10 protein-coding genes are annotated in these 12122 nt (G+C 69.9%); 1 reads left to right on the top strand and 9 read right to left on the bottom strand.

The genetic code is table 11. The features are described from left to right. Positions 1 to 10: 10 nt before the first annotated feature. From CPE01_RS09260 to CPE01_RS09245, 4 genes are all read right to left on the bottom strand, one after another. Positions 11 to 1771, bottom strand: coding sequence for a glycoside hydrolase family 35 protein (locus CPE01_RS09260; RefSeq protein WP_146806376.1), 1761 nt, complete (start codon positions 1769 to 1771; stop codon positions 11 to 13). Positions 1772 to 1957: 186 nt separating this feature from the next. Next, positions 1958 to 3292, bottom strand: a complete 1335-nt coding sequence (locus CPE01_RS09255; protein ID WP_146806375.1) for an ABC transporter substrate-binding protein — start codon at positions 3290 to 3292, stop codon at positions 1958 to 1960. 97 nt (positions 3293 to 3389) lie between these two features. Next, positions 3390 to 4325, bottom strand: a complete 936-nt coding sequence (locus CPE01_RS09250) for a carbohydrate ABC transporter permease (RefSeq protein ID WP_146806374.1) — start codon at positions 4323 to 4325, stop codon at positions 3390 to 3392. A gap of 1 nt (position 4326) precedes the next feature. Next, positions 4327 to 5241 carry a carbohydrate ABC transporter permease gene (locus CPE01_RS09245; RefSeq protein WP_186811484.1) on the bottom strand — a complete coding sequence of 305 codons (915 nt, stop codon included), beginning with the start codon at positions 5239 to 5241 and terminating at the stop codon, positions 4327 to 4329. 177 nt (positions 5242 to 5418) lie between these two features. On the opposite strand from CPE01_RS09245, the gene CPE01_RS09240 reads away from it, so the two are divergent. Beyond that, a complete protein-coding gene (locus CPE01_RS09240) occupies positions 5419 to 6462 on the top strand; it encodes a LacI family DNA-binding transcriptional regulator (RefSeq protein WP_146806372.1) in 1044 nt (347 codons plus the stop codon). A gap of 137 nt (positions 6463 to 6599) precedes the next feature. Here the strand turns inward: CPE01_RS09240 and CPE01_RS09235 are convergent, their stop codons facing one another. From CPE01_RS09235 to rpsL, 5 genes are all read right to left on the bottom strand, one after another. Next, entirely contained in the window at positions 6600 to 7478 is an 879-nt protein-coding gene (locus tag CPE01_RS09235) for a LiaF domain-containing protein (protein WP_146806371.1), read from the bottom strand. 202 nt (positions 7479 to 7680) lie between these two features. Then, a complete protein-coding gene (tuf, locus tag CPE01_RS09230) occupies positions 7681 to 8874 on the bottom strand; it encodes an elongation factor Tu (protein WP_146806370.1) in 1194 nt (397 codons plus the stop codon). A 121-nt stretch (positions 8875 to 8995) separates the two neighbouring features. Then, positions 8996 to 11098, bottom strand: coding sequence for an elongation factor G (fusA, locus tag CPE01_RS09225; protein ID WP_146806369.1), 2103 nt, complete (start codon positions 11096 to 11098; stop codon positions 8996 to 8998). A 78-nt stretch (positions 11099 to 11176) separates the two neighbouring features. After that, the gene (rpsG, locus tag CPE01_RS09220; RefSeq protein ID WP_048342519.1) at positions 11177 to 11647 is read right to left on the bottom strand and encodes a 30S ribosomal protein S7; all 471 of its coding nucleotides are present in this window, start codon (positions 11645 to 11647) and stop codon (positions 11177 to 11179) included. 4 nt (positions 11648 to 11651) lie between these two features. Next, positions 11652 to 12020, bottom strand: coding sequence for a 30S ribosomal protein S12 (rpsL, locus tag CPE01_RS09215; protein ID WP_013882841.1), 369 nt, complete (start codon positions 12018 to 12020; stop codon positions 11652 to 11654). Between the last annotated feature and the right edge of the window lie 102 nt (positions 12021 to 12122).

The following is a 12122-nucleotide window of genomic DNA, read 5'->3' as shown; positions in this document are numbered from 1 at the left end:
CCGGGAGGGGTCAGCGCTCGGTGTGACCGAGGTCGGGGCCGGCGACGAACGACACCAGGCCCGTGCACGCGCCGTGCAGCTCGAGGACCACCAGCTCGTTGTGCTCACGCACGAGCGGGCCGGGGACGTACAGGGTGCGCGTCGGCCCGAGCGACCAGTACCGCCCCAGCAGCGTGCCGTTGAGCCACACGAGACCCTTGCCCCACCCTTCGAGGCGCAGGAAGTGGTCCGTCCCGGGGCTCGAGTCGAAGGTCGCGTGGCAGAACGCAGGTCCGGCGACGGGCGCGACGTCCTGCGGCTCGGCGTCGAGCAGGGCCCGCCGCAGCGGCTCGTCGACGGTGTCCAGGCGCAGCCCGCCGACCTCCCACGCCGTCAGGGGACGCACGGCCGTGCGGGCCGTCCCGACGAGACCCTTCGGCTCACCGATCCGCGGGCCGTAGTTCACGCGGCCCTGGTCCTCGACGAGCAGGTCGAGCACGCCGGCGGCCGCGGGCAGGCTCGCCGTGAGGATCCCCTCGGTGCGGCTCAGCGTGCCGACGGGGACGCCGTCGTGCAGGACGAGCGCACGGTCGCGCACCTCGTCGACCGTCACGAGGAGGTCCTGCGCGGACACGGTCGTGCGGTAGAGCACGAAGCCGGACCAGTGGCCCATGTCGTCGGCGGTCGGCAGGTGGTCGACGGGCACGAGGTCGACGAGGCCGGGCAGGACGTCGGCGAGCGGCACACGGCGCTCGAGCGCGACGTCGAGCGCAGGGGCGGCACGACGGTCCGCGGGACGCTCGTCGGGCAGGTCCGCGTAGCGCGCGAAGACCTTCCGGAACGCGTCGTACTTGGCCGTCGGGGTGCCGTCCTCGGCCAGGGGCGCGTCGTAGTCGTACGACGTCGTGATGGGCAGGTAGGTGCCCTTGTCGTTCGCGCCGTTGGTGAACCCGAGGTTCGTCCCGCCGTGGAACATGTAGAGGTTGACCGACGCCCCGGTGCCGAGCAGCTGGTCGAGATCCGCCGCGGCCTCGTCGGGGTCGGTCACGTGGTGCGGCTCGCCCCACGAGTCGAACCACCCGTCCCAGTACTCCATGCACATGAGCGGACCGGTGGGCTGGTGGCGGCGCAGCGTCTCGAGGCGCTCGAGGCTGCGCGAGCCGAACGTGGCGGTGCGGTGCAGACCGTCGAGGCTGCCGCGCGCGAGCATCTCGTCGTCGGCCTGGTCGCACGTCGTCAGCGGGACGTCGATGCCGCGCTCGCGGATCATCGCGACGAGCGCGCGCAGGTAGTCCGGGTCGTCGCCGTACGCGCCGTACTCGTTCTCGACCTGGACGAGCAGCACGGGCCCGCCGCGCGTGACCTGACGCGGCGCGACCACGGCGAGCACCTCGTCGTAGTAGCCGGCGACGGCCTCGAGGTAGCGCGGCTCGGCGGTGCGGACGCCGATGCCGGCAGTGCCCATGAGCCAGGCGGGCAGTCCCCCGCCGTCCCACTCGGCGCAGATGTACGGGCCGGGGCGCACGATCGCGTGCAGGCCCTCGGCGGCGACGAGGTCGAGGAAGCGGCCGAGGTCGAGCCCGCCGGACAGGTCGAACGTGCCCGGCTGCGGCGCGTGGGCGTTCCACGCGACGTACGTCTCGATGGTGTTCAGGCCGAGGAGGCGCGCCTTGCGGATGCGGTCTGCCCACTGGTCCGGGTGCACCCGGAAGTAGTGCAGCGCGCCGGACCGGATCTGCAGCGGCTCGCCGTCGAGCAGGAAGTCCTGCGCGCCGATCTCGAACGCGGGCATGGGCGAACGTGCTCCTCGGGACGGGGTCCCTCGCGGGACCGGGGTGCCGGCCGCACTGTGGTGCCGGGCGGCGGCTGCAGGGTGGGCCGTGCGTGGTGGGCCGTGCGTGGTGGGTCGTGCGTGGTGGGTCGTGCGCGGTGGGTGCCGGTGGTGGCGGCGTGCGGGCCGCCACCACCGGCGGCGGACTCACTCGACCGTGAAGCCCTGCTTGCTGCCGTAGTCGATCGACGCCTCCTGCCACGCGGCGAGGCCGTCGACGAGCGTGGTGCTCGAGACGTACGCCTGGCCGACCGTGTCGTTGAAGATCGAGTTGGCGTAGACCTGGAACGGCAGGTACTGCCAGCCGTCGACGACGTCGGCGGCGGACTGGGCGAGCACCTCGTTGACCTTCTGGCCGCCGAAGTACGCGAACTCCTTGTTCTTGAACGCGTCCGAGCCCAGCTCGGCGGTCGTGGCCGGGAAGGCCCCGCCGTCGATCCGGGTCTGCACGCCCGGGCCGGCGTTCGCGTACTCGAGGAACGCGTAGGCCAGCTCGGCGTCCTTGGCGGCCTTCATGACCGCGAGCGACGAGCCACCGTTCTCGGCCGTGGCGGCGCCACCGGCCTCCCACTGCGGCATCTGCGCGACCTGCCACTTGCCGGCGCCGTCCGGCACACCGGACTCGAGGTTGGCCGGCATCCAGGCGCCGATCGTGAGGGACGCGATCGTCCCGTTGCCGAGCCCCTGGTACCACTCGTCGCTCCACGACGAGATCGGGGCGAGCAGGTCCTCGTCGACGAGCTTCTGCCACAGCTCGGTGAACTTCGTGGTGCCCTCGTCGGTGAAGTCGATCGTCACGTCGGTGCCGTCGACCGTGTACGGGTGGCCGCCGGCCTGCCAGATCATCGAGGTGGTGAAGCCCGCGTCGCCGGTGTCGTTGGCGATGTAGGCGTTCGGGTCGGCCTGGTGGATCGCGCGCGCCGCCTCGAGGTACTCGTCCCACGTGGTCGGCACGGCGACGCCCGCCTTGTCGAACGCCTCCTTGTTGTAGAACAGCGCCATCGGGCCCGAGTCCATCGGCAGGCCGTAGATGCCGTCGCCCTGCTTGACCGCGCCCCACGGGCCGGGCGTGAACGTGCCGTCGAGGTCGCTCGCGCCGAGGTCACGCAGGTCGGTGAGCGACTCACCGAGCGCGAACTGCGGGAGCGCGTAGTACTCGATCTGCGCGACGTCCGGCACGCCGGAGCCCGCCGCGATCGCGTTCTGCAGCGCGGTGTACTGGTCGTTGCCGGTCCCGGCGTTGACGAGGTCGACGTCGACGTCCGGGTTGGCGCTCTCGAAGTCGGCGACGACCTTCTCGAGCGTGGGCTCCCACGCCCAGACGGTCAGGGAGCCGGACAGGCCCTCGGAGGCGCCGCCCGTCGCGCCCGGGGTGGAGGGGTTGCTGCTGTCGTCGCTGTCGCCGCTGCAGGCGGTCAGCGCGAGGCTGAGCACCCCGGCGACCGCGACGGCGCGGGCCACCGTGCGGAAGGTCTTCGTCATGACTGTCCTCTCACTTCGTCGTCCTGAGGTGTGTCGTGGATCGGTTGGTGACGTGACCATCAGGCTGCGGACACCTGCGCACGTCGGTGGGGTGGGGTCATTCCTTGACGGAACCGGCCGCGAGGCCGGACTGCCAGTACCGCTGCAGCAGCAGGAACGCGACGATCAGCGGCAGGATGGTGAGCACCGAGCCGGTGATCACCAGGTTGAACACGGCCTGGCCGCCTGCGGTGGCGGCCTGGGCGTTCCACGCGTTGAGGCCCAGCGTCAGCGGGTACCACGTGGGGTCCTTGAGCATGATCAGCGGCAGGAAGTAGTTGTTCCACGTCGCGACCATGGTGAACAGCAGCACCGTGACGATGCCGGGGGCGAGCAGCGGCAGGCTGATCCGCAGGAACGTGCGCAGCTCCCCCGCGCCGTCGACGCGCGCCGCCTCGAGGAGCTCGGTGGGGATCGCCTCGGCGGCGAACGTCCACATGAGGTACAGCCCGAACGGCGAGATCAGCGACGGGATGATCACGGCCCACGGCGTGTTCGTCAGGCCCATCTTGCTGAACATGAGGAACGTGGGGACGGCGAGCGCGGTGCCCGGGACCGCGACCGCGCCGATCACGACCGCGAACACCCACCGCCTGCCGGGGAACCGGAACTTGGCCAGCCCGTAGCCGCCGAGCACGGCCAGGGCCGTCGCCCCGCCCGCACCGAGCACGACGTACAGCACGGTGTTGGCGAACCAGCGCAGGAAGATCCCGTCGTCGTACGTGACCGTCGCTCGCACGTTGTCCCACAGCGCGAAGCCGTCGCCGAACCACAGGCCGAACGAGCTGAACAGGTCCTGCTGGGACTTGGTCGCGTTGATGAGCAGCCAGACGAGCGGGACGAGGCTGTACAGCAGCACGATCGCCGTCAGCGCGGTCAGCAGCGGGCTGCGACGCGGGCGTGACGTCCGCGTCGCGGCCGGGCGCAGGCGCACGGGCTTGCGACCGCTGCGCGTCGGCGCGCTGCTCGTCGGTGCGGCGGTCGCGGCGGCCACGTCAGGCCTCCTTCCGCATGCCGCGCAGCTGCACGGCGTAGGCGATGACCATCGTGACGACGCCCATGACGATCGCGACCGTGGCCGAGTAGTTGTACTGCTGGCCCGAGAAGGACAGCGAGTACGCGTACAGGTTCGGCGTGAAGTACGTCGCGATGGCGTTGGGCGCGAGGTTCGCCAGGATGCTCGGCTCGTTGAAGAGCTGGAAGCTGCCGATGATCGAGAAGATCGTCGCGATGACGAGCGCGCCGCGGATCGCCGGGAGCTTGATGGCGCGGATGACGCGCCACTGCCCCGCGCCGTCGATCTCCGCCGCCTCGTACAGGCTCGCGGGCACCACGCGGAGCGCCGAGTAGAAGATCAGCATGTTGTAGCCGACGAACTCCCACGTCACGATGTTGCCGATCGACGCGAGCACGAGGTCCGGCGACAGCGGGTTCGGCAGCGAGATGTCGAACGCCCGGTTGAGGTTCCCCACGAGGCCGAACCGCGTGCCGTACATGAAGCCCCACATGAGCGTCGCGACCACCGCGGGCACCGCGTACGGCAGGAAGATCGAGATCCGGAAGAAGCTGCGCCCGTAGAGCCGGCCGCTGTCGAGCGCGAGCGCGACGAGCAGCGCGATGCCGAGCATGATCGGCACCTGCACCAGGAGGAACGCCACGACGTGGCCGAAACCCGTCCAGAACTGCTGGTCGGTGAACACGGTCCGGTAGTTCTCGGTCCCGACGAACGCGTTGCCGCCGACGAGCTGCTTGCGGAACAGGCTGAGGTAGACCGAGTACGCGATCGGCGCCAGGAAGACGAGCGCGAAGACGAGCAGGAAGGGCCCGACGAAGCCCCAGCCGGACCATGAGGGTCGGCTGCGTCGCGTGCGGTCGGCCACCGCTGCCGGCACCGCGCTCACTGAGGCCACGGGGTCCACTCCTTCGTGTTCCGCATGTTTACGTCACCACGTGTCGGCGACGAGCGAACCACGCGCCGCAGCACGCTGTCAACGCGCCGGCCATCACAAGATGGTGACGTTGCCATCCGCGTCTTCACCCTCCCGCGCTCTCGCTTGTGGTGACGTCGCCATCGGTACAATGGTGCAATGCCTGACGACGACGCGCCCGCCCCGGCACGGGGCCGCCGCCGACCCGGACCCTCGATCGGCGACGTCGCGCGACTCGCAGGCCTCTCACCCCAGACCGTCTCCCGCGTCTCCACCGGTGCGCTCAACGTACGGCCCGAGACGCGCCAGCGCGTCCTCGACGCCATGGAGCAGCTCGGCTACTCCCCCAACAACGCGGCGCGCGCGCTGCGCTACGGCAGCTTCAAGACCATCGGGCTCGTCGCCCACCGGCTGTCCCGCACCGGCGAGGCCCGCACCATGGACGGCGTCGTCGAAGCCGCACGCCGCGCGGGCTACACCGTCACGCTCGTCGACGTCGAGACGCCGTCCTCCGCCGACGTCAGCGCCGCCGTCCAGCGTCTGACCCACCAGTCCATCGACGGGCTCGTCATCATCCGCGCCGAGGACGCCACCCCGACCGCGCTGGCCCTGCCGCCCCGCGTCCCCGTGGTGGTCTCGGACTCACGCTTCGTCGGCCACCACCCCGCCGTCGGCGCCGACCAGGTCGCGGGCACCATCGCCGCCGTCGCGCACCTGCTCGAGCTCGGGCACCGCACGGTGCACCACCTGGCCGGGCCGGCCGACTCCAACCCTGCCCAGATGCGCGCCGACACGTGGGCCGCGACGCTGCGCGCCGCCGGACGCGTCGTGCCGCCCGTCGCGCGCGGCGACTGGAGCGCACGCTCCGGGTACGAGCAGGGGCTGGCGATCGCGGCGGACCCCGACGTCTCCGCGGTCCTGTGCGCCAACGACGAGATGGCCGCCGGCCTCATGCGCGCGCTCAGCGAGCGGGGCCGCCGGGTCCCCGAGGACGTCTCCGTCGTCGGGTTCGACGACATCCCGCTCGCCGACTACCTGTGGCCGCCGCTGACCACGGTCCGCCAGGACTTCGCCGAGATCGGCCAGCGGCTCGTCGAGCTCCTGCTGCGCCAGATCGACGCCGGCCACGCGCTCGACGACGAGCACGTGCTCGTCCCGACCACCCTCGTGGTGCGCTCGAGCACCGCCGCTCCACGCGCCTGAGCCCGCCGCGTCCCGCTACGCCACCGCTCGCGGACGAGCGGAGCGCGGTGGGAGACACGGCGGGCTCAGAGGCGCTGCTCAGCACGGCCGCGGGCGGCACGACGTGCGCGCGAGCTCAGGGCCGTGCGCCGCCCGGATCAGGCCGCGTCGTGGTGCACCATGATCGTGCCGACGCCGCTGCTGACCGTGACCCTGTAGTGCGGGTCGCCCTCGGCGAAGCCCTCGGTCGGGATCTGCGTGCCCGCCTCGACCGCGTTCTCCGTGCGGTCGTCCACCATGACCTGCCCGGCACCCGCGACCACGTCGACGACGACCGCGACCCCGGCAGGCACGTGCAGGTTGAAGTTGCCCAGACCGGCCTGCAGGTCGATCGTGACGTCACCCTCCGGCGCCGGGAGCGTCAGGTCGATCGACCGCGCACCCGTGGTCACGGTGACCCCCGAGACCGAGGCCCCGGTGAGGTTGGCGGTCACGGCGTCCGTCTCGGCCGCCAGGTCCAGAGTCCACGCGACGCCGGGGGCCAGCCGCACCGTCGAGGCGTCACCGGTGAGCGCGGCGACCGCCTCGTCACCCTCCAGCACCGTGGCCGCGGCGTCCGCGCCCGTGGCCTCCGCTCCGACGAGCAGGTCGTCGGCCGCGTCCGCGCTCATCAGCACCGAGCCGACCGAGCCCTCGACCCGCAGGGCCGCGGCGTCGGCCGAGCCGCGCGCGATCGACGCCGTCTGCGGGCCACCAGCCTTCGCGGCGTCGTCGTCGTCCGAGGCGCCGCCGAACACCGCGTAGGCGCCGACGCCGACGACGACGGCCAGCGCGATGCCGATGACCCATCCCAGCACCTTGCCGCGGCCGGGCTGGGCGGGAGCGCCGGTGCCCGTGCCGGTCGCGCGCGTGCCCCCAGCACCGCCGCCGGTGGGGTCGAGGACGCTGTCGAAGGCCGGCGACCCGGGCGCCGGGTCGGTGGTCGCGGTGCGGAGGCTAGGGGACGCGGAGTGCGACGCGGGGAGCTCAGCAGACATGCGCAGGACGCTAATCGCGCGCACGCGGGACGGGGAGAGGGTGAGGCGTCGCACCTGCGTTCCGAATCGATTCACACAGGGGCTGGCCAGCCCCTCCGCCGCCAGGCGACGCCACGCGACAGCACGCCCGCAGACGACAGCAGGGCCCGGGAGCCGAAGCTCCCGGGCCCTGCTGCGAGCGATCAGCCCCGAAGGGCGGGGATCACTTGATGATCTTGGTGACGCGGCCCGAGCCGACGGTGCGGCCACCCTCGCGGATGGCGAAGCCGAGGCCCTCCTCCATCGCGATGGGCTGGATCAGCGTCACGGAGATCTCCGTGTTGTCGCCAGGCATGACCATCTCGGTGCCCTCGGGCAGCGTGATGACGCCGGTGACGTCGGTCGTCCGGAAGTAGAACTGCGGACGGTAGTTCGTGTAGAAGGGGTTGTGACGGCCGCCCTCGTCCTTGGCCAGGATGTAGACCTGACCCTCGAACTCGGTGTGCGGCGTGATCGAACCCGGCTTCACGACGACCTGGCCACGCTCGACCTCCTCGCGGCGCGTGCCGCGGAGAAGCAGACCGACGTTCTCGCCGGCCTCGGCGTAGTCGAGCAGCTTGCGGAACATCTCGACACCGGTGACGGTGGTCTTGATCGCCTTCTCCTTGATGCCGACGATCTCCACCTCCTCGTTCACCTTGAGCTGACCGCGCTCGACGCGGCCCGTCACGACGGTGCCACGACCGGTGATCGTGAAGACGTCCTCGATCGGCATGAGGAACGGCTTGTCGATGTCACGCACCGGGTCCGGCACGTTCTCGTCGACCGCGTCCAGCAGGTCCTCGACCGACTTGACCCAGGTCGGGTCGCCCTCGAGCGCCTTGAGGCCCGAGACGCGCACGACCGGCGCGTTGTCGCCGTCGAAGCCCTGCGACGACAGCAGCTCGCGGACCTCCATCTCGACGAGCTCGAGGATCTCCTCGTCGTCGACCATGTCGGACTTGTTGAGCGCCACGAGCAGGTAGGGAACGCCGACCTGACGGGCGAGCAGGACGTGCTCACGCGTCTGGGCCATCGGGCCGTCGGTGGCCGCGACCACGAGGATGGCGCCGTCCATCTGCGCCGCACCCGTGATCATGTTCTTGATGTAGTCGGCGTGACCCGGAGCGTCGACGTGCGCGTAGTGACGCTTCTCGGTCTGGTACTCGACGTGCGCGATGTTGATCGTGATACCGCGCTGCTTCTCCTCCGGCGCCTTGTCGATCTCGTCGAACGGCGTGAAGGGGTTCAGGTCCGGGTACTTGTCGTGCAGCACCTTCGAGATCGCGGCGGTCAGCGTCGTCTTGCCGTGGTCGACGTGACCGATGGTCCCGATGTTGACGTGCGGCTTCGTCCGCTCGAACTTCGCCTTGCCCACTAGGTGTCCTCCTCAGGACTTGGTAGAGACTGCCCGACTGCAGCTACCGGAAGGTACCTGCAGAGCGTGCGGCCCCACGGGTCGGATTGTGTGATGGAACTACAGGTTTCGACCTGTGGGACTACTCGCCCCGGGTCTTCTTGATGATCTCGTCGGCCACGGCCCGAGGCACCTCGGCGTAGCTGTCGAACTGCATCGAGTACACCGCGCGACCCTGGGTCTTCGACCGCAGGTCACCGACGTACCCGAACATCTCCGAGAGGGGCACCTGGGCGCGAATGACCTTCACGCCCGTGGCGTCCTCCATGGACTGGATCATGCCGCGGCGCGAGTTGAGGTCGCCGATGACATCACCCATGTAGTCCTCAGGGGTGCGGACCTCGACGGCCATGATCGGCTCGAGGAGAGCCGGGTCGGCCTTGCGGACAGCTTCCTTGAGGATCATCGAACCGGCGATCTTGAACGCCATCTCCGAGGAGTCGACGTCGTGCGCCGCACCGTCGAGCAGGATCGCCTTGACGCCCACGAGCGGGAAGCCCGCGAGGACGCCGAGCTGCATCGCGCTCTGGATACCGGCGTCGACCGACGGGATGTACTCGCGCGGGACGCGACCACCGGTGACCTGGTTCTCGAACTCGTACAGCTCGCCCTCGGCCGGGTCCAGCGGCTCGAAGGTCATCTGCACCTTCGCGTACTGGCCGGAGCCACCCGTCTGCTTCTTGTGCGTGTAGTCGATCTTCTCGACCTTGCGACGGATGGTCTCGCGGTACGCGACCTGCGGCTTGCCGACGTTCGCCTCGACCTTGAACTCACGACGCATGCGGTCGACGAGGATGTCGAGGTGGAGCTCACCCATACCGCCGATGACGGTCTGGCCGGTCTCCTCGTCGAGCTTGACCCGGAACGTCGGGTCCTCCTCGGCGAGCTTCTGGATCGCGATGGAGAGCTTCTCCTGGTCGCCCTTGGTCTTCGGCTCGATCGCCACGTCGATGACGGGCTCCGGGAAGGTCATGGACTCCAGGACCACGGGCGCGTTGGCGTCGCACAGGGTGTCACCGGTGGTGACGTCCTTGAGGCCGATGAACGCGTAGATGTGGCCGGCGGTGGCCTCCTGGACCGGGTTCTCCTTGTTGGAGTGCATCTGGAAGAGCTTCCCGATGCGCTCCTTCTTCCCCTTGGTCGAGTTGAGCACCTGGGCGCCCTGCTCGACGGTGCCGGAGTACACGCGGACGTAGGTCAGCTTGCCGAAGAACGGGTGCGCCGCGACCTTGAACGCGAGGGCCGAGAACGGCTCCTTGGCGTCCGGGTGACGCTCCACGACGACCTCGGCGTCCTTGACGTCGTGGCCCTGGACGGCCGGGACGTCGAGCGGGGTCGGCAGGTAGTCGATCACCGCGTCGAGCATGGGCTGGACGCCCTTGTTCTTGAACGCGGAGCCGCACAGCACCGGGTACGCCTCGGAGGCGACCGTCAGCTTGCGGATGCCGGCCTTGATCTCCTCGACCGTCAGCTCCTCGCCACCGAGGAACTTCTCGAGCAGCTCGTCGTCGGACTCCGCGACGGCCTCGAGGAGCTCGGCGCGGTACTGCTCCGCCTTCTCCACCAGGTCGGCCGGGATCTCCTCGACCTCGTACTTCTCGCCCAGCGCGGTCTCACCGCGCCACACGAGGGCACGCTGCTCGACCAGGTCGACGACGCCGATGAAGTCGTTCTCGGCGCCGATCGGCAGCTGGATGACCAGCGGCTTGGCCTTGAGGCGGTCGACGATGGTCTTCACCGTGAAGTAGAAGTCCGCACCCAGCTTGTCCATCTTGTTGACGAAGCAGATGCGCGGGACGTCGTACTTGTCGGCCTGGCGCCACACGGTCTCCGACTGGGGCTCGACACCCTCCTTGCCGTCGAACACGGCGACGGCACCGTCGAGGACGCGCAGCGAGCGCTCGACCTCGACCGTGAAGTCCACGTGGCCAGGCGTGTCGATGATGTTGATCTGGTTGTTCTTCCAGTAGCAGGTCGTCGCGGCGGACGTGATGGTGATGCCGCGCTCCTGCTCCTGCTCCATCCAGTCCATCGTCGACGCACCGTCGTGCGTCTCACCGATCTTGTAGTTGACCCCGGTGTAGAACAGGATCCGCTCGGTGGTCGTCGTCTTGCCGGCATCGATGTGCGCCATGATGCCGATGTTGCGGACCTTCGTGAGGTCCGTCAGCACGTCAAGTGCCACGTTGGTCTGCCCCTTGTCGGTTGGCTCGGTGGGGTGCGGCCGGCTCGCGCGTGGGCGCGCCAGCCGCACCGGCTGGATTCACCAGCGGTAGTGCGCGAAGGCCCGGTTGGACTCGGCCATCTTGTGCATGTCCTCGCGGCGCTTCACAGCGGCACCGAGGCCGTTGGACGCGTCGAGGATCTCGTTCATGAGGCGCTCCGTCATCGTCTTCTCGCGACGAGCGCGCGAGTAGTCGGTGAGCCAGCGCAGCGCGAGCGTCGTGGAGCGCACGGGACGCACCTCGATCGGCACCTGGTAGGTGGCGCCACCGACACGACGCGACTTGACCTCGAGCGACGGACGCACGTTGTCGAGCGCACGCTTGAGCACGACGACCGGGTCCTGCTGGGTCTTCTCGCGCACGCCCTCGAGCGCGCCGTAGACGATCGACTCCGCGACGGTCTTCTTGCCGTCGAGGAGGATCTTATTGATGAGCTGCGTGACGACCGGCGAGCCGTAGACGGGGTCGACGATCAGCGGCCGCTTCGGGGCGGGACCCTTACGAGGCATCGGTTCAGCCCTTCTTCGCGCCGTAGCGGCTGCGCGCCTGCTTGCGGTTCTTCACGCCCTGCGTGTCGAGCGCGCCGCGCACGATCTTGTAACGGACACCCGGCAGGTCCTTCACACGGCCGCCGCGGACGAGCACGATCGAGTGCTCCTGCAGGTTGTGGCCGACGCCGGGGATGTACGCCGTGACCTCGACGCCCGACGACAGGCGCACACGGGCGACCTTGCGGAGAGCGGAGTTCGGCTTCTTGGGGGTGGTGGTGTACACGCGCGTGCACACACCACGGCGCTGCGGGCTGCCCTTGAGGGCAGGCGTCTTCGACTTGTTCGTCTTCGCCTGCCGGCCCTTGCGGACCAGCTGCTGGATCGTAGGCACTACGTCTCCGTCTGGTAGATGAGCTCTGGTCGACCGGTGCCCGTCACCCAGGACGGCCGGCAAGTTCGCGAGTCGCCGCCCGTCGCGCGGCTATCACCTGGT

Origin of the sequence: Cellulomonas persica (assembly GCF_007989825.1) — a bacterium.
GTDB classification, from domain to species: Bacteria; Actinomycetota; Actinomycetes; order Actinomycetales; family Cellulomonadaceae; genus Cellulomonas; species Cellulomonas persica.
This window is presented reverse-complemented; position numbering and strand designations above follow the sequence as displayed.

What these genes read in the sequence shown, in the direction of transcription:
- CPE01_RS09260 (WP_146806376.1), bottom strand. Translation starts at nt 1,771, where the DNA reads ATGCCCGCGTTCGAGATCGGCGCGCAGGACTTCCTGCTCGACGGCGAG.
- CPE01_RS09255 (WP_146806375.1), bottom strand. Translation starts at nt 3,292, where the DNA reads ATGACGAAGACCTTCCGCACGGTGGCCCGCGCCGTCGCGGTCGCCGGG.
- CPE01_RS09240 (WP_146806372.1), top strand. Translation starts at nt 5,419, where the DNA reads ATGCCTGACGACGACGCGCCCGCCCCGGCACGGGGCCGCCGCCGACCC.
- CPE01_RS09235 (WP_146806371.1), bottom strand. Translation starts at nt 7,478, where the DNA reads ATGTCTGCTGAGCTCCCCGCGTCGCACTCCGCGTCCCCTAGCCTCCGC.
- rpsG (WP_048342519.1), bottom strand. Translation starts at nt 11,647, where the DNA reads ATGCCTCGTAAGGGTCCCGCCCCGAAGCGGCCGCTGATCGTCGACCCC.